We start from the raw sequence: 18,443 nt of genomic DNA, 5'->3' as shown, positions 1-18,443 counted from the left end.
GTGTGATCTTCAAATTTAAAGCACTATGCCGAAAAATAGTCGTATTGTATTAATAGATGAATCAAAGCTCCTATGGCTCTTTGGCTTCTCCATGGGGCTAGTCGGCGTTAAAGTTTCGGGAAATAACTCGCTGAATCTTGGCAATCTATTGTTTGTTGTGATTCTAGTGCTTGCTTTGTCTAAGCTTGAGCGGATTCGTTTCCATATTTACCCATTGGCGTTGATTGCGATTTTTGTGTTTTCGCTGTTTATTTCCACTGCGTATTCGGATTATACTGACCTCGCCTTGAGGGGCTCGGTGGCGTACTTGGGGTATGCGCTGTCCTTTGTCGTTGGGTTGCTGTTGTTGAAAGGGGCAACAGGAATAATTGCCTTCTTCCAAGGCATGAGCCTTTCGGTTGTCGTTGTAGCTGTTGCGGCTGGTCTAACCGCGTTGGGCATCGCTCCACTTGGTGAGGTGAATAGCGCGCGCAATATGTTCGGGTTTGTGATGCCATTTCCGAAGGTGGTTCCCCTTGGCTTGAGTAACGGATATGCGGTTGCTTGCTACGTTGTTGGAATATTTTATAATTTGATTGATGTGATGTTCCGAATTTCTCGTAGGAGGCATGCTCTAAAAATAGCATTTTTTATTATAACCTTATTCGGGGCGTTTGTTCTGCAGTCGAGAAATTTTATTGTCTCGGCACTTGCGTTTGCGATTCTACTGCCTGCGGTATTGGTATTGCGAGGGCGTGGGCCATTGCGCTTTGTGAGCATGCTGGTGGTTGTAGCTATTGCTGGGGTTTTTACATACGTGCTGACCTCTGAGCGGGAACTGATATATGGGTTTATCGATGTGTCGAAAAGTAACGTCGAAATTCGTTTAATGCAGTGGGAATTAGCTTTGCATCTTGTGAATGAGAATCTCTGGACAGGTATTGGGCCGGGTGCGTTCGCAGAAATCTTCGTTCATCCATATATGAAATATCACCAATTAGCATTTCATTCGGGGACATTTGGGTACTTTGTTGACCTCGGGGTTTTAGGTTTTTTTTCCTATGTTTTGTTGCTTATCTATTCTACGACCAGATTTTGGAAAAGTATATGGCCAGCGTCTTTGACTAAGGTATATGCCTTTGTTTTGTTAATGCCAATAACCCTCACTTTGGTGCAACTCGCAACGCCTGCGTATGGGAGCAAGCTCATATGGTTTTTGATGGCATATGGGTGCACCGTGTCTCGTGGCGAGGGGGCATGCAATCGGGGGGCACGTAAGTATGAGTCTGCTTCGTTTTAATAGCTAAATGAGAAACAAAATATACTATATTTCGAACAAAATTTTTGGCGTAAATTGGAAATGAAGCGGGAAGGTGAGTTCAGGTCTCGTATTCTATCTGGAGCATTCTGGAGCGTGATTGGAAAAATCGCAGGAAACTTTTTAGGCCTCTTTTCTACGTTTGCACTTGTGCGGCTGCTTACACCCGTAATGCTTGGCCAGTATTATTTATCACTTAGCGTAGCTACGTTCATTGGAACAATTTGTCAATTCGGATTGGGGAGGACCGGTCTGCGTTTTATTGCCCAATACAATGCTGTTGGGAAAGAATTACGTTCGGCCAGAATTTTGTTAGACACGCTTGTAGTGTTGCTTGTGATCGAAATCGCCTTTGGTGTTGTATACTACTTTGGCCTTTCTAAGGCAGTTTCCGAAATGTTTGATGAGGAGGTTCTTCATTCCTTTGCATTTGGGATAATGGTATGGGGGGGGCTTCGAGGGGCTCTTGGCGCTACCGCATTACTTTTTCGGGGATATGGTTCATTCAGGGAAGGCGTTCTCATGGATCCAACCGGGATAATTAAGACTACCATATTCCTACTTGGGATCGGATTAATTTGGTTATATGGCAATGGTGTTACATATCCTCGGGTGCTTTTATTAACCATCCTTTCATTGCTCGTCCCGCTGAGTATTTCATTATACAAGTTATTGAAAAAGGTTCATCCCTCGGCATACCGGTATCCATCGCAATTTATGATGGTAGCTCGTGTCGCGTGGAGTGTCTTTTTGGTTGGGCTAATTGAATTTTCTTTTCGACAAATGGATGTATGGATTATTGGATATTTTCTTGATTCTATTGAGATTGCTAAATATAAAACGGGAGTTGTACTTGGTGATATTGTTTTCCCGTTGATGGGATTGCTTACAGGTGTTATTTCACCGTTTATTGTGGAATCTTGGCGGCTAGGGCAGAAAAACAAATTGAGGCAGTTGTTAGGGGTGGCCGCATTTGTATATACAATGCCATGTCTAGTGCTTTTCGTTGTATTGATTCTTTGGGGGGGCGAAATTGTTGAGACTGTCTTTGGGTCAGACTATCGGGAATCAGCAAGTATAGCTGTTGTTAGATCAGGCTTTCAATTTATTTCGAGCCTAGCAGGTTTTGCAGTGCCTTTCTTGGTGATGATTGGGAAGCAGTCCCATGTGCTTATTGTGTATTCGATAGCTATAATTCCTTCGGCTTTTGTGCTAGTTTATGGTGTAAATTGGGCAGGAATTGGTGGTGCAGTTTTTGCTGGTGGATTGTCGAATAGTATTATATTGATCGTTCTGTCTATTTGGACTGGACGTTTGGTAGGGGTGCGTACTTTTCCTGCAATCACCCGGCTATCGATAAAGTCAGTGATGAAAAATAGAATATGAAAACTGTCGGTCTACTTACTTATTTTAATAATATCGGGAGGGGAGCTGTATTGCAGGCGTATTCGCTCTATTCAGAGCTCAAAATGCTTGAGTCAGAAGGCTTGGGTGTTCGACTCCCTAATATCTGTACGGTTGCGCAGGAATGCAATATGCTCAAAAAGCGGCTTATGAATGTAAGAAGACGCGGGAATATTACGGATTATTTTCGTATGAAAGGCGCCCAGGGGGCGTTGTTTGACTTTGATGGTCCTAGGTTTAGATCCGATGACTACACGAGATCGATAAACTATTTAAATAGTAAGAATTATGACTGGGTGTGCGTTGGGAGTGATGAAGTGTGGAAGGTGCACGGTAGTTCAGTGTCGCCTTTTTCAACTCTGAGGGAAACATCTAGACCATTCCCGAATGTATATATGGCTGATGAACGGTTAAGTGCTAGAAAGATCTCTTACGCCGCATCCGCGAATGGCGCGATTTATTCAAAACTTTCGGATGTAAAATTGGAGTTCATAGAACGGGCATTGCGGCAGTTTGAGATGATTGGTGTTCGGGATCGGCATACGCTAGAGCAACTTCGTTTTGTTGGGATAAAGGATAATGTGCATCTTGTTCCGGATCCGACAATATTGCATGATTTCAACGTATACGGCGATGAATCCGTTCGACGGAAACTGCATAGTATGATGGGTAATGGAGGTAAGCGCAAAGTGGTGTCGATTTCGACTGCATCTAACGAACTAAACCGACAACTATACGAAAAATTTCATGGAATGGGGTGGGTTGTGGTCACAATGACCGCCAACCGTCACTGCGATTATGATTTAAGAACGATATTTTCCCCGCTTGAATGGGCCGTCGCTTTTAGGCTATTTGATCTTGTCATAACAAAGTCATTTCATGAACTTATCTTCGGATTGAAAGCAAAAGTCCCGGCTTATGTTATAGATGTTGGGCGGGTATATGTTGAGACTGAAAGTAAAACTAAGTTCTTGCTTGAACAGTTGGGGTTGGCTGAGCGGTACCGAAATCTGGGGACATCTAGTATGGAGGAAACTGTAAATAGTATTGATCCAGTTGGTTCCATGGATATGTCAAGAATAGCTGAAGGAATGGAGAATCTAGCTCTTGAGGGACGTAGGTTCATTGAGAAGTGGAGGAAAATGTTATGAAGATAGAACGCGAAAATTTGAGCGAATATACAACTATTAAGATAGGCGGAGTTGCTTCCCTTTGGAAACCAGATTCAATTGACGAGTTTAAAAATGGTTATGAGAAAATTCAACGGGAGGGGATGAGTTTTCGTGTACTCGGCAATGGTTCAAACATAATTGCGTCTGGAAACGGCATTTCAGATCTAGTTGTATTTATGGGAGGGGTATCAAATCTTATCGAGAATTTAGGGGGAGGCTATGTGAAAGTGGGGGCGTCAGTGCGTCTTCAAAAGTTGATTAGGTATTTAGCTAAAAGCGGACTTGGTGGGATTTCAGATCTATTCTCTGTACCGGCTACAGTTGGCGGAGCCATATTAATGAATGCAGGTTGTGGTAGTGTGCGGGGATTTACCGATTTTGTTGAAACTGTAATTGTTCATGATGGTGTGAAGCTGCATGAGTTGAGCAGAAGTGACTTGGAAGCGGCTTATCGCTTTACTAAATTACAACATCTTGGGAATTGTATAGTTCTAGGTGCGGTACTGCGCTTGCGGGAATGCGAGAAGGCAACCGTTGATAGTGAAATTCGTCATAGGCTTTCAGTAGTTGCCAAGCGTCCATATCAATATCCGAATTGCGGGTCATTATTTAAATATTCTAATCGTTGGGTAATGAAGTTATTTGATGGGTATAAATCCGGTGGGTTGTATTTCAAAAATGGGACGCTATGCAATCGAGGGGGGGCGGAGTTTGATGATGCAATTAAATTTATAGAACGCATAAAGAGAATACATAAAGTTTTCGGTTTGCGTTGCAAAGAAGAGGTTAAGATTTGGCGTTAGTTCCCCCGGCCCCCCCCCCACACACACACTCACACACATAGTCCTACACACCGCACACAGATTCAAATGAAAATTATTCTATTTGCAGGAAGTTATCCTCCAGATGCCTGTGGTGTCGGCGACTATTCTCAGTGCCTAAATAAGGCATTGTCCAATGAGGGGCATGAGGTGCATATAGTTTCTGGATCGGAATGGGGTTTTAGGAAAGTTACAAAATGGTTGTCAATGGTTTGGAGGAAGCACCCAGATATTGTTCATATTCAGTATCCGTCTGCTGCATACGGATGGAGTTTGATTCCTCACTTAGTTTCAGTCATATTCTCGAGGCGTGCGTATGTGACAATACATGGATTTATTCGGTTGCATCTGCTGCGAAAGCTTTCTCTGATGCTTTTCTCAACTGCTCGATGTATTATATTCACAACCGAAGCTGAGAAAGTAAAATATAGGACTTCCGCACTAGGTTTAAATACTAATATGGTGGTTGTGCCAATAGGTTCGAATATCAATTATCCTGAATCGGCTGATCGGTTCCTTCGTGAGCGCGGAAACGAATTTTTATACTTTGGCCTTTTGAATCATACTAAAGGTTTAGCTGGATTTCTAAATCTAGTTCGTGAAGCCCGCGTTTCCGGATCCGATAAGCAATTTTGTATCATGGGGCGCATAATGAAAGGGCAGGAAGCATATGGCGAGTTTGTCAAACGGGAATGTGAGGCACTCGGAATAAGACTCGTGCTCGACGCGACTGAGGAGGTCGTATCTACGGAACTATTAACTGCGAGAGCTGTGTTACTTCCTTATCGTGATGGCGCGAACTATACTCGTGGGACATTGTTGGCGGCACTCGGACATGGATGTCCTATCTTTACCACGATCGGGAAAGAGAGCCCGAGAGGTCTAGACGATGTAGTTGGCGTTTTTGATGATTGGGAGAATCCACCACAAAGTATTTTAGATTTTGAATATGATGATGAGCTTGAGCTTCGGTTAAAAAGGGGGATCCAGCTTGCAAAAAACTTTAGTTGGGGGGCGATAGGTTTCAAGCACTCGGAAATATACAATATGTGCAATGGGTATGAAAAAGGTTTTGATATTCACTAATTTTCCTGCGCCTTATCGTATACCATTTTTCAATGCGTTATCCGACTTCGTTTGCCTTTATGTTGCGTTTTATAAAGAGACCTTGGCAGGGAGAAAATGGTCCCAAAACCGAGAGGACTGGAAGTTTAACGAGGTGCCGGTTTTACGTAAAGGTAGTAGATTTGCGCGACCCATGGTTGAGATGCCGCTAGACTGTATAGTGTCACTCGATAACGGCTTGGATAACTTTTATGGAAACTTATGGTTGAGGCACCATGCTCAAAGAAATGGAGTCCCATTTGTGGGGTGGGTCGGTCACAATGTGGTCGGTATTCGAAAGAGCAGTGTCCTTCTGAGACTTTTTCGAGAATTTTGGTTCCGATTATTCTACAAGTCTGTATCCAAATACTTATGCTATTCTAACGATTCACGAAACTTTGTTTTAGCTTATCGGCCTGGTGCACGTACGTTTGTTGGAGGGCAAGTTTTTCCAAGGAATTTAATTAATGGGGGGGGGGATATACCGTTCCGAACATACAGGGGCGATGAGCGTTGTATTGTGATATCTTATATAGGGGCGCTTAATTCGAGAAAAGGAGTAATGGATCTGATTGATGTCTTTTCAGAAATAAATACACCTAGCATAATATTGCAAATAGCCGGAGAGGGGGAGTTGGCTCCCTCAGTTGAAGCAGCGTCGGAAGTGGACCGTAGAATTAACTATATCTCATATGTTGATGGGCGAAGGAAACATGATTTTTTTATGTGCACCGATATATTGGTCGTTCCTTCATATGAGGAGCCATGGGGTCATGTGGTTACGGAGGCGCTAGCCTACGGAATTCCTATTATTTCTTCATCGGCTGTTGGCGCACGTCAAACTTTGACTTCTGGTGATAAAGTATTCCCGGTGGGCCATGTTGGCGCTTTAAAAAGTGCCTTAATCAGGCAAATTGAGGAGTTTCCTGAAAACAATGTAAGTTATTTGGACGATCGCCGGAAAAATGCTAAGACGGATGCGTCTAACGAGGCATTGCAGGTCGTAAAATTCTTATTTGAAACAAATGAATAATCCGAACGATCTAGGCTGCGTTTTTCTAAGTAGAAAGACCTATGGCGGACATGAAAAAATGGCGGTAAAGTATGTACGTGGTTTAGTTTCGCGTTATCGTAAGGTGGTTTGCTATGTATCTCCGTATAATTCAGTTCTGTTGGATGATCTTTATGCAATAAAAGGTGTGGAGGTGAATTTAATTGCCTGTTCTTCGGGTCTAGGGCGATATCAAGGATTATCGTTTCCCGTGGAGCTCGCGTATCTTTTGTGGAAGTTCTTTAGAGGAAAAAGAATATTTTCGCATGATAAGACTTTGGTAATTGCGGGGGGGCTGGAGCAGGCTGTGTCAATTACGACTTTAGGAAGGATCTTACGTGCGCAATTTATAGTATATACCCCCTTCTTGGCGCTACCCCATCATCACCGCTTGTTTCTTGGATATATTCGGAGTGTTGGTGTTCGCCTGTTGGTAGGGGGAGTGAAGAATATAGTTAGTCTGCCTAATCAGGAGAAATCATTGCCACTATGGGGCTGGGTTCCTGAAACCGGGAATTATGTAGAAAACTTTTTTGATTCGGACGAATTCGGCATAGAATCGACGAGTACTATTCAAGTCGATTACGAGTGTTTTAATGTAGTTGTGCCCGGTCGAATCGATTTTCGTCAGAAGGGACAGGATCGCTTGATTAGTATAATTAAAAGACTTGGAGAAGTTTCTAGGGCAAATATGGTGTTTCACTTCATTGGCGATGGGCGAGATAGAGACCGACTGGAGGTGCTATGCAATAGATCGCGGATCGGTAAGCACGTCGTTTTTCATGGATTCGTGAAGTTGGATATGAAAACCTGGAAAAAGTTTGATTGTGTTTTACTGCCATCCAGAATTGAGGCATCGCAGCTAGTACTTTTAGAGGCTATTCGTGCGGAACGAATTGTTTTATCAACTAATGTAGGAATTGCAGGTAAACTTTTGCCGGCCGACAATTTGATCGATTTCGATCAGCCGCAGGATGTTGTAAATAAAATTGCTAGCTATGCGGATAGCGATATGGGATTTCATGTAGACAGGTCAGTACTGAACGAGTTCTTCCGATTAACCGCAGTGGATGAGTTTTGTTCAGCAATAGAAAGGCTTTAATAGTGAATGTCCCGAATTTTGTTTTTATTGGCCCTGATAAGGCTGGATCATCATGGATGTATGAACTTCTAGCGCGAAATCCTCAGTGTTACATTCCTATATCCAAGGATTTGTATTTTTTTGACCGCTATTATTCGCGCGGCAAGGAATGGTATTATGGGAAGTTTAAAGGGGCTAGTTCACATCATAAAGCCGTAGGTGAGTTGTCACACGATTACTTATTTGACACTAATGCCGCTGGTCGAATTCTCGAATGCCTAGGATCCAGTGTAAAGGTATTCTGTTGTTTGCGAAATCCTATTGAGCGCACTTTCTCGCATTATCTCTATTTACGTCGAAAAGGGCTTGTTAGTGAATCTCTACAGGAGGCGGTTGCAGGAAGGTGGGGGCAATTGGTTGAAAATAGTATGTATGGAGAGCATCTACCGCGATATGTGAATACCTTTCCGTCAGAGAATTTTAGAATATTTTTATTCGATGACCTTGTCGGTAACTCGGCTTATTTCGCAGAAGAGTTGCAAAGGTATCTTGGTTTGCAGAATTGTGGGTATATACCTGGGGTAACAAGGGGAGCGGCAACAGCCCGGAATCAATTGTTGTCAAGATTTGTAACACATACGGCAAATAAAGTACGCGATTGGGGAATGGATGAAATAGTTGGGATTTTGAAACGCGGCCCTCTGCAGCGAATTCTTTACCGTGAGTATGGAGCAAGCGGGAAGCCGAAGTTGAATAATGAAGATAGGTCGTGGTTACGAGGACTTTTTATGAACGATTACACTAAGTATAGAGCGTTGTTACCACGTCCAGTGGATCATTGGTTTGATCAAGAATAGTATGAAAGTCTCACTAGCTCATCATTGGCTTAATGGTTACCGGGGGGGCGAAAAGGTCCTTAAGGAGTTTTCGCTCATGTTTCCAGGGGCCAGAATTTATACATTGTTTGAAGATCGTTCCCGTTGGGAGCCTTGGATGCATGGTCATGAGGTCATATCTTCCGTTCTGAACTTTCTACCGAACGTGGGGACCTACTACAGAAAATTACTTCCGATTTTTCCGGTTGCCGTTAGATTATTGCGCGTGAGCGGAGATGCTGAAATATTAATTAGTTCTGACGCATCATTAATTAAAGGAGTTCGGGTGAGCTCGTCGGTTGTCCATATTTGTTATTGTCATTCTCCTCCTCGGTATTTGTGGGACCAACAAGATGAATATGTCAGTAAATCAACTGAATTAGGTGTGTTTGGTAGAGTTGCTTTCCGTCTGCTCGTCCCCTTTCTCAGGAGTTTCGATAAGTGGTCTGCGTCGCAGGTTAATTATTTTATTGCAAATTCAGATTTTGTTGCCAGCCGAATTGCTCGATGTTACAAGCGGGAGTCGGTAGTCATTCATCCACCGGTTGAGATCACAGACTTTAGATTCAGAGATGATAAGGAAGATTTTTATTTGGTGGTGTCGGAGTTGGTTCCTTATAAACGAATTGATCTCGCCGTTGATGCGTTTTCGGCTTCCGGGCGTAGGTTACTCGTCGTAGGTGATGGTCCCGAGAGAAAATCACTCCAAAATCGAGCCGGTAATTCAATAGAGTTTCTTGGAAGAGTAAGTTATGAAAATTTGATAGATATCTATTCCAGGGCGAAAGCCTTCATATTTCCGGGAATAGAGGATTTTGGAATAACTCCGTTAGAATCGATGGCCTCTGGGACTCCGGTAATTGCTCTTGGGAAAGGTGGAGTTTTGGAGACTGTTGTCGAAAATGAAACGGGTTTGTTTTTTCATGAATCAAGTGTTGTAAGTCTCAATTCGGAAATTGAGAAGTTCGAATCGGGTCTTCACGGTATATCATCGGTAAAATGTCGTCGAAGATCAGAGCAGTTTGCTCCGGAAAGGTTCAGAAGTTTAATTGCTAAACAGATTTCCACTTGGTGTGCGAAATCGTCTGCAGGCAGTGTATAAGGTTTTTGTCCAAAAACATTGCGTTAGATGGTTTAAAAATGAATGAGCGATTAACTAAATTTTTTCTGGTTTATTGTGGGGCAGGCCTGTTGGTTTTAACTGTGATAGTAACGGTAGCGGTTCCGACGGTGCTTGGCTTTGAGGTAGGTGGAGTGGGCAACGAAGCGTATTTAGAAAAAATGAGGCGCATTCGTGAGATACGAGGATTCGTTCCATTAAGTATAGGCGATACAGAGTTTATGGAGTCAAAGGTTAGGAACACTTTGAAGTATACCGACGTTTTGTATGGTCGTTTTGTTGATTCAGAGTCTGACCTGCATATTTTTATAACTTATTGGAGTCCTGGTCGCGAATCGCCGAGAAGTGTCGCATTTCACACCCCAGATAATTGTTGGGTGAAATCAGGTTGGAAATCCATTAGGGTCGATGATTGGAAGGTGCCGAATGATGCGCAAACTTCTATTAACTCGTTAGAGTATCGGGTCTTCGAGAAGAGTGGCGATAGTCGGGAAGCTTATTTTGGCCAATTTTTGGGGGGCGAGAAGGTGGATTTCGGTTCAAGCGTTCCGAGCAATTTAAGCATGTTAACAGAGCTTTTGCACGCTAGGGGCTGGGTATGGCGTAAACAAAGCCAAATTTTTATTCGGTTTGATCGCCGCGAGGTTGTACTAGCCGGTCATGATGAGTTACTCATTAATGAGGTTTTGGGGATATTGTTCCCGGTTTTATGATCGTTTCAGGCGTATGTGCTTTGTTTCACGAAGTATAACAGATGCATTTCGGGTGACCTACTTTTGAGCATCACATGGACCAAATCTTGTTTTACTTTTATGAGACTGCTATTTTAGTAGGAATTTAAATTGTTGGTTGCCGAACCCGGTAGCAAACAAGAAGCGTTTCGAATCGGGGTCGACCGGAATAATAGAGCGCTGGTCGATTTGCGGAGTAAGCATCTGTTCGGGTACGTGGTAAGCAGGGGGGGGAGGTTGGGTAGTCTGAGCGGATGGCGCAGATCGAAACGGAACGCATTTAGGTGTATGGCGGAAGAGACGCAAAAGTGCCGATGAGTTGCTGGCGCCGATCGGCAACGCGGGCCGAAGGCGCTTTATGTGTTTACCAACCGCAATCGCGATTAGTTAAAGCTTCTCGCCGCGGACGCAAACAGAGGCTGGTGCGGCTCTCGGCGGTTGTAGCACCGGCGGTTCATTTGGCCGGAGAGCCCGGAGGGGCGGCTGCGGCTCACTCCCGATCTATTGGCTGGGTGGTTTGCTGGCGGTGATGTGAACGATCACGTCCCCGAGTTGGTTGGTACCGATCGTAAGCGCCTACTTTAGTAGGCGTTGTCGCGCTTGAAGAACGTTAGCAGCATGATCTGGACGTCGAACCAGATGCTCCAGTTCTCAATGTAGTACAGATCATAGCGGATGCGGTCCACCAGGGAGGTGTTGCCGCGCAGTCCGTTCACTTGCGCCCAACCGGTTACGCCTGGGCGTACTTCGTGTCTGGGGTTGTAGTGCGGAATTTCCCGCTCGAATTGTTTGATGAGTTCAGGTCGCTCGGGTCGCGGGCCGACGAGGCTCATATCCCCTTTGAGCACGTTCCAGAACTGGGGCAGTTCATCCAGGTTCCATTCCCGCATAAAGGCACCTATGCGGAGTCGGCGGGGATCTCCGGCCTGCGCCCATTGCGCTCCGTCTTTTTCCGCATCCAGTCGCATGGAGCGGAGTTTGTAGATGGTGAAGGGTCGGCCGTGCAGACCCGTGCGGGTTTGGCGGTAAATTACGGGTCCGGGGGATTCCCGGCGAATGATGAGTGTCAGTACGAGGATGACGGGCAGGGAACCCAAGAGCCCTACGATACCGCCGATAAGATCTACGCTGCGCTTTATTAGTTGATTGTAGAATTTGGCGATGGGCAGTTCCTCCACGCCGAGTATGGGCACACCGGAGATCGTCTGCATGCGCAGATTGGAGACAAATACCTGAAAGAAGCTGGGGACAATCTTGAGGCTGACGTAGAGGCGCTCACACAACGCCATGAGGCCAACGACGCGATGCTTGGGGAGATCGAGGTCGGCCAGCACAGCGATGTCCACTTCGTGGTGCTGCAGCAGGGATTCAAGTTGATCGATTTCGCCAAGCAGGCGTTCGCCTAGAAGTTGACGGGGATTGTTAGCGGTCTTCTCGTCGACGGCGATCACCCCCACCACTTCGTAGGGGTGATTGGAATCGCGGTCGATGGCTTCCACCAATCGTTCGGCTTCGGCACTCCAACCGATGATCACCACGCGCTGAGTGAGGCGGCGACGAATCTCGGAATTGGACAGGGCGTAATAGAGTGTAAAGCGCCACCCGACCAAGACGGCGAAGGTGGTGACCGAACTGATGAGTACAAAGTAGCGGGAGATGGCGGGCTCCATCCGGAAGACCAGCGAAAAACCGAGGAACGCGACGACCCAGAAAAAGATGCCGCGCATGATGTTGCTGAGGGCCCGATGCGGGCGCAGCAGGAGCCGGGCGTCGTAGAGGCCTTGGTAGCCCATCACCAGGAGGATGAAGATGGTGCCAAGCCAAATGAGGGGTTGGTAGAGCTCAAAACTGACGGAGCTCGGTTCAATGCCCAAGGTCCGCAGCGGAGACTTAACCCGCAACAGGTACCCCAGGGTGAGACCGAAGTAGGCAAAAGCCAGATCGCCGAGGAAGAGGGTCAGCAATAAGAGGTTCTGAGTGCGAGGATAGCTGCGCTTGTGAGCCATGGGCGAGCAGTCGAAACGACAAGGGGCAGAAGCTAAAACCTGAAAAACGGAAAAGCTGAAATTATTTTGCGCTGAGGAGGTGAAGGGCGAGCCCTGTGTCGAGCCGCGACGGAGAGGCAACGCGGCGGCCTCACACGAGGTGAGACCCTGCACCTTGAGTCGTGAAACCATTTTCTGGCCCGCCCTGACAGAAAAGACGTGCAGATTGGCTCAGCGGGGCGCGAGGCGCACGGTGCGGGGTTTTTCGATTTCGATCACCGTGGGCAGCACGCGGGGACGGAAAAGCAAAACGAGCGATCGGAACTCGTTTGGCGAAAAAGCAGATCCTCCTTCGCCGAGGCTTCCTCCTTCACGGTTGTTTCGGCGGACAGGTAGGCGGACAGGGGCTTCGTGCTTCGAGTTAGAAACGGGGGCGCGGCTGAAGAACATGGGGGTGAAGTTGGTGAGCGGTTCGAGGTAACTTCGCCATTGTGCTTGGGCGGTGAGACGCGGCCATACGCCCCAGAGGGTGCCGGAGGCATCTCGAAAATTGATGTCGAGTTCCTCATAGCGCGACGAGGAAGTGGTGGCTTCCTCCTTCGCCAATGAAGTGGTGGCTTCCGCCGCCGCATGAGCTTTGGCGGACAAGTCGGCGGATTCGTCCGAGCGTTTCACGCTAGGCGAAGCGGGGATGATAAGGCGGTATTTTAGGGACAGGGCGGCGTCGGGGTCCTCCTTCGCCAAGGCAGTGGTGGCTTCCGCCGACGCCAAGGCTATGGCGGACAAGTTGGCGGATTCGGCCACGCGCGAAGCGCGAGGCGAAGGAAATGGGAGCTCCAGTTCGGCGGGGCGGAGGGGCTCGGGGGGGAGGTCGTTGATGGTGATCCGCCAAGTGGTCGGGGTTTCTTCGATTTCAACTCCCGGGGTGGTGAGCCAGCGTTGGGCCGTAGGGTGTTGGTAGAGTTGAGCTTCTTCAGCGACTCGGGGGCGTGCGAGTTGCCGGGCGCGGACGGCGGCGTTATCCTCGGCGGTGAAGCTGAAGGTATCGAGCGTTTCGAAGCGGAAGGCGGCCGGGGAAGGGTAGAGGCGCGTCGCTAGGCGCGCGTCAAAACGCTGAAAACTTAAACGCTGAGATGCTGAAATAGAATCAGCCGCTAAGGGTTTCGGCTGAGCAATGCCCAGTTTCGCGACCGCGGGATCGGAAGAAGACGGGTTCCTTGAGTCTAAAGGTTGCGAGTCTGCTTCTGAGGTTTTCGGCTGAGCAACGCTCAGTCCCGCGACCGCGGGATCGGAAGGTTCCTCAAGATCGGGCGAAGCATCAGTGGAGTCGTCGTTTAAGTTCCAAAATGCCCAAAGGCGGTGGGGGCGGAATTCTTGGTTGGGGAGGGTGGCTGTGAAATGGAGGACGCGGCGTTCCATGGGGGCGAGGGATATGCTGGAAACGCTGAAATGCTGAAACGTTGAAACACTGAAATCAGAGGGGGAGTGTTCCGGTTTATTTTCGACTGGCGGTTCCGTACTGGGAACGTCGTCGCGTCCGGCCTCGGTGCGGCTGTCTTCGGGGCTGAGGGACTGAGTTCCGGGGGCACCGACCCCGGCTACAGCGGTGCTTGAGGTTGGCGTTTTCGGTTCTCCAGTTACGGACTCCTGTTCTCCGTCCTCGGTCCTTCGGTCATCGGTCGCGGCCGTTTCCAGCAACAGCTCCAAGGCTGGCGTGATGGCGTAGGTTTTTCCGTCGCTGGTCGTGATGAATCTGCTGTCTGCGTTGGGCCAGTCGGGTTCCGATGGCGGGTTGAGGCTGGAGCGTGGGGTGGGGGGACGGCGATACGGCTCTGCTGTATCGGAAGTTTTTAGGTCTGTGTCCTCCTTCGCTGAAGCTTCCGCCGTCGCTTTTTCATTGCTATGGCGGACATGGGCGGCGGATTCGTCCCGACGTTTCACGTCAGGCGAAGAAGGGGACCGGTCACTGGATTGCTGGCGTTGTCTTATCTCGCCGTTTTCGAGGGCGATGGACAGGGTGCCGGTGACTGGTTCGTCGCTGAAGTTGTAGAGGACCAAGGTGAAGTCTCCGGAACTCGTCGCTTCACTCCTCAAGTATAAAGGTCGCAAGTCTGAAGGTCGGCTTGGTTTCTGGTCAGCGGTCGCATGAGGTTGTTCCTCGTCTGCCTGGTAGGCGACCGACTGCGTCACCCCTTCGGGGCGCGACGATTTCGTCGCACCATCTACGCGCTGCCGCGCTTCGTCGGCATCCGTTGTGGCTGACGGCGACGCAAGGTCGAGTCCTACTCCTGGAACTTGATTCTTGCCGCTTGATACTTCTGCAGTAGCGGCTTCGCGCCTCTGCAGCAGGTGTCCGTTGTAGCGTTTCACACTGCGGGTGTCTTCACCGGCGATGAAGTCGATTACCACCGGGCTCAGCCCGGTGGAGTCTAAACGTCTTAAGGTCTGAGAGTCTGAAGGTCGGGTGGAAGCCACTGTTGACGCGGCGGATTCGTCGGGATGCGTTGCGTCAGGCGAAGTGGTGGGAGGACTGGGGGGGGGAGGTTCCGTGACATTCTTGTCCGCCGAAGCCGAGGCGAAGGAGGATAGACCTGATACATTAAGACCTTTAGACTCTTGCCGAAGTCCCTTGGGGACTTCGGCAAGCAGTCCAAACTCGCTTCCATTCGGCGATTGAGTTGGAAGCATCATATAGACCATGGCGCCGGTAATGGTGCCGTCGGTCACGTGGGGCAGGATGAGTTTGAAAAACCGTTTTTGGCGCTCCCGTCCGGCGACCGTGTGGCGGTCGTAACGGTCGAGGAGACCGTAGCCGTATTCCGTCAAAAACAACGGCAACGCCGGCGTTTTTGACGGAGTCTTAAGGTCTAAAGGTCTAAAGGTCTGAAGGTCATCAGCGGCCTGCTCCGCAGGCTCAGTCGTTGTAGCTGACGCGGTGGTCGGTTCGGCACCTGAGGCGACCAAGGGGCGTTTTTGTGGTAGGTCCCGCTCTTCCTCCGTTTCCGGTAGACTTCGGTTCTGCTCTGAGTCTGCTCCGTTCTCTGACCTCCGTTCGCTGGCCTCGGTTGCCGCTTCCAGCGCAGCAACCCATGCATCGCGGACGCCTTTGAAGTCTTCGGGGTAGCCGTAGAAGTGGTAATTAAAGGCTTCAGTGTAGCGGAGGGTATCGTTGGCTACCAGTTCTTGCCAGTAGGGGCCGGGAGGAAGGGCGAGAGGTGCGTGCATGATCGCGCTTCCAGCGCGATCATGCACGGTCTGAAGGTCTGAAGGTCCGAAGGTCTCAATGTCGCTAGCGGCGGCGTTGCCGCTTTCATCGAATTTGGATGCGAGCTGGAGCTCGCTACTGTCGACTATTCGACTTTGGACATTGAGACTATTGGACGAGGCGGCCGCTTCGCGGCCGGCTAAGATGCCGAGAGCGCAGGCTTTGTAGAAGGCAGCGAAGGTTTCGGCGTTTTCTTTGACGAAACCAATGTCGGGCTCGTTCTCAATCTCCCAGGCGTCGATGAGATCGCCGTAGGTGTAAGCGAGGTCGCGGCAGCGTCGGTAGGCTTCGGTCAGGTCCAACGGCAGTTCAGACGGGGTAGCGCGAAGGCCGCTGTTCCACCAGTTTCGTGGCCATTCCAAAATCGCGACGGCACGGATGCCTCGTTCACGAATATGTGTGAGTGCATCGCGGCGTTCCTGAACGCCTTCACTAGTCTCGTCAGGTCGGGCCGGAGACATAATCGCCCCCGGACCGAGGCGACGAAAGCGCATCCAACCGGTGGGTGGATTGTTGAGGTTCAGGCTGTTGATGGTGCGAGCCGCCGCTTCGGGGGGCGGCCCCATGTCAAAGCCGAGCGGAGACTGGGCGGCGACGAACGAAAGCAGGCCCCAGAGGCTGACGAGCACGAGGGCGTGTCTGGCCAAGGTTTCCCAACGCAAGTTGTAGGGCCTAACCTCGTGTGAGGCCGCCGCGTTGCCTCTCTGTCGTGACTCGATGTCGGGACCGCTGGGCTCGCCGGTTGCGGTGGAGTGGCCGAGGGGCAAGCGCGGTGGTCCGACCCTACCTTTTTTGGCGGGGCGCCCTACTCGCAAGATCGCACGGATCCGCTTAAAAAAGGTCTCAAGCACGGGTGGGGCGGCGCTCCAGTGTGGTCAGCGAAAGCGGCAAAACCAATACCGCCGCCAAGAGGGTCAAGATCGCCGGGTTTTGCAGGGGGAAATCCACGGCCGCATGGGCCAAGGTGATTCCTGCAGCGGCAAAGAGGGAGAGTCCGGTGAGGTGGTGGATCCCTCGGTTGCGGAAAAAGCTTAAGACCATCGTGGCGAAGCCGACCAGCAAGAGTCCGAGGCCCACGCGCCCCACTTCGATCAGCGTTTGCAGGTAGTCATTGTGGGCGTGTTCCCAGAAGATGTAGCCGCGTTTTTTGTTGTGGTAGCGCCAAGTGATTTTCGGTTCGGTTTGTTGGTAGCGGGGAAACAAAAACCGGAAGCCCCCGGCCCCCCAGCCGGTCATCGCGTTTTCCGACGCCATATCCCATCCTGCGACCCAGGCCAAGCGGCGCCTGAGCACGGAATAGTCGGCCTTTTCGCTGTTCGTGAGCTGGCTGATGCGATCGAGGGTCTTTTCGGACTCGACCAGCTTGCTGCCCACCACGCCAAACACGGTCAGCCCGAGGAGGAAACCAACGATGGCGATGGGGGCACGGTTAAACCCGCCACGCAGCAACAGGCGGATAAACCCAAACAGGGTCAGCACCACCAGAAAGGCTCCCACGATGAGGATGGCGGCGCGCGAGTAGGTGAGCAGCACGGCCACCAACTGAATCATGGCAACGAAGACCAAGAGGCTGGCGGGGCTGCTGCGACGCTGATGCCGGGCCGCGCGTTGATGGACAAATACGGCCAAAGCGAGGGTGAGGCCGACGCTGAGGGCAAAAAAACTGCCCGCGTGGTTTTTGTAGACGAAGGACGAAAAGCAGTAGTTTCGGATGCCATCCACGAGCCACAGGATCTTGGCCGGAGCGGTGTAGCGGGCGACGATGCCCACGAGCGCCAGCACGGTGGCGTTGCCCACTACTACGGTCAGCAGGGCGATGAGGCTTTTGCGGCGGGTGAAACCGATCCAGATGGCGCAGCCGACGAAAAAGGGCAGGGTCCAGATCATCATTTGGCGCCAGGTGTTCATGGTCGCGAAGGGGGTCGTCATGCCCGTGGGCAGCCAGTCGATGTGCTCGATCTTGCGCATGCTCCAGGTGCCGCGTTCGGGATGCGTGACATATTCCCAAGCGGGGTTGAGGGCCTGGATGAGGACGTAAGTAAAAAAGAGGATCCCGATCCAAAAGAACGGCCAGCGAATCAGCTTCTTCCACGGGTAGTAGGTGAAGGCTTGGTTGTGGGTGTAATCGCCGACGAAATGGCGGGGAATCAAGGCCAGCGCAAACGCGACGAGAGCGAGTCCGAAACCAATAAGCTGAGCCCAGACGCGCATACTGCCGAGCATCCAGGGCAACGCGCAGAGGGTGATGGATACTGCCCAGATGGTGGCCTTCTCCAAGGGGTGCAGGGGCAGGGAAGCGCGGAGATCGCCTTTAAACTCTCGGAGCAGTTGGTCGGGAGGCGTTGGCATCGGAGGCGATAGCCGCAATCCTCCTTCGTTTCGTCAACGAAACTATGGCGGTCAGGGGAGGAGGCGGCGCGGAGCACCGTCGAAATGCTGAAACGTTGAAAAGCTAAAACGCTGAAATTGGGCGGCAGAGGGGAATCCGCCTTCGCTCTTGATTTGCTTCGGCGGACCCCGTCGGCGGATAGGAAGTG

At 49.9% G+C, this 18,443-nt stretch carries 13 protein-coding genes; 10 read left to right on the top strand and 3 right to left on the bottom strand.

The window, feature by feature from the left end; genetic code table 11:
• Nucleotides 1-25 precede the first annotated feature (25 nt).
• The 10 genes from K1X11_RS04190 to K1X11_RS04145 all read left to right on the top strand — a co-directional run bounded on the left by K1X11_RS04190 (nucleotide 26) and on the right by K1X11_RS04145 (nucleotide 10,638).
• A complete protein-coding gene (locus K1X11_RS04190) occupies nucleotides 26-1,279 on the top strand; it encodes an O-antigen ligase family protein (protein ID WP_221033299.1) in 1,254 nt (417 codons plus the stop codon).
• A gap of 60 nt (nucleotides 1,280-1,339) precedes the next feature.
• Entirely contained in the window at nucleotides 1,340-2,683 is a 1,344-nt protein-coding gene (locus tag K1X11_RS04185) for a lipopolysaccharide biosynthesis protein (RefSeq protein WP_221033300.1), read from the top strand.
• Entirely contained in the window at nucleotides 2,680-3,852 is a 1,173-nt protein-coding gene (locus K1X11_RS04180) for a polysaccharide pyruvyl transferase family protein (RefSeq protein WP_221033301.1), read from the top strand. The genes K1X11_RS04185 and K1X11_RS04180 overlap by 4 nt, the downstream gene beginning before the upstream one ends.
• Complete coding sequence (locus K1X11_RS04175; protein WP_324726086.1) at nucleotides 3,849-4,676, top strand: FAD-binding protein; 828 nt, start codon at nucleotides 3,849-3,851, stop codon at nucleotides 4,674-4,676. Before K1X11_RS04180 ends, K1X11_RS04175 begins: the two co-directional genes overlap by 4 nt.
• Nucleotides 4,677-4,742: 66 nt before the next feature.
• The gene (locus K1X11_RS04170; RefSeq protein ID WP_221033326.1) at nucleotides 4,743-5,780 is read left to right on the top strand and encodes a glycosyltransferase family protein; all 1,038 of its coding nucleotides are present in this window, start codon (nucleotides 4,743-4,745) and stop codon (nucleotides 5,778-5,780) included.
• Nucleotides 5,749-6,831, top strand: coding sequence for a glycosyltransferase family 4 protein (locus K1X11_RS04165; protein WP_324726085.1), 1,083 nt, complete (start codon nucleotides 5,749-5,751; stop codon nucleotides 6,829-6,831). The genes K1X11_RS04170 and K1X11_RS04165 overlap by 32 nt, the downstream gene beginning before the upstream one ends.
• A complete protein-coding gene (locus K1X11_RS04160) occupies nucleotides 6,824-7,951 on the top strand; it encodes a glycosyltransferase (RefSeq protein WP_324726084.1) in 1,128 nt (375 codons plus the stop codon). The genes K1X11_RS04165 and K1X11_RS04160 overlap by 8 nt, the downstream gene beginning before the upstream one ends.
• A gap of 2 nt (nucleotides 7,952-7,953) precedes the next feature.
• The gene (locus tag K1X11_RS04155) at nucleotides 7,954-8,787 is read left to right on the top strand and encodes a sulfotransferase domain-containing protein (RefSeq protein WP_324726083.1); all 834 of its coding nucleotides are present in this window, start codon (nucleotides 7,954-7,956) and stop codon (nucleotides 8,785-8,787) included.
• 1 nt (nucleotide 8,788) lies between these two features.
• Complete coding sequence (locus K1X11_RS04150) at nucleotides 8,789-9,907, top strand: glycosyltransferase (protein WP_225919755.1); 1,119 nt, start codon at nucleotides 8,789-8,791, stop codon at nucleotides 9,905-9,907.
• A gap of 5 nt (nucleotides 9,908-9,912) precedes the next feature.
• Nucleotides 9,913-10,638, top strand: a complete 726-nt coding sequence (locus K1X11_RS04145; RefSeq protein ID WP_221033317.1) for a hypothetical protein — start codon at nucleotides 9,913-9,915, stop codon at nucleotides 10,636-10,638.
• 599 nt (nucleotides 10,639-11,237) lie between these two features.
• Here the strand turns inward: K1X11_RS04145 and K1X11_RS04140 are convergent.
• The 3 genes from K1X11_RS04140 to K1X11_RS04130 all read right to left on the bottom strand — a co-directional run bounded on the left by K1X11_RS04140 (nucleotide 11,238) and on the right by K1X11_RS04130 (nucleotide 18,255).
• Nucleotides 11,238-12,662: a sugar transferase gene (locus K1X11_RS04140; protein ID WP_324726082.1), complete on the bottom strand. Its 1,425-nt coding sequence runs from the start codon at nucleotides 12,660-12,662 to the stop codon at nucleotides 11,238-11,240.
• A gap of 210 nt (nucleotides 12,663-12,872) precedes the next feature.
• Nucleotides 12,873-16,535 carry a hypothetical protein gene (locus K1X11_RS04135; protein WP_221033011.1) on the bottom strand — a complete coding sequence of 1,221 codons (3,663 nt, stop codon included), beginning with the start codon at nucleotides 16,533-16,535 and terminating at the stop codon, nucleotides 12,873-12,875.
• A gap of 214 nt (nucleotides 16,536-16,749) precedes the next feature.
• Nucleotides 16,750-18,255 (bottom strand): O-antigen ligase family protein, encoded by a 1,506-nt coding sequence (locus K1X11_RS04130; protein ID WP_221033010.1) that lies wholly within the window; start codon nucleotides 18,253-18,255, stop codon nucleotides 16,750-16,752.
• Between the last annotated feature and the right edge of the window lie 188 nt (nucleotides 18,256-18,443).

The sequence above is a fragment of the Actomonas aquatica genome, assembly GCF_019679435.2.
GTDB classification, from domain to species: Bacteria; Verrucomicrobiota; Verrucomicrobiia; order Opitutales; family Opitutaceae; genus Actomonas; species Actomonas aquatica.
Note: the sequence above shows the minus strand (reverse complement) of the source record. Positions and strands in the feature narration are given on the sequence as shown.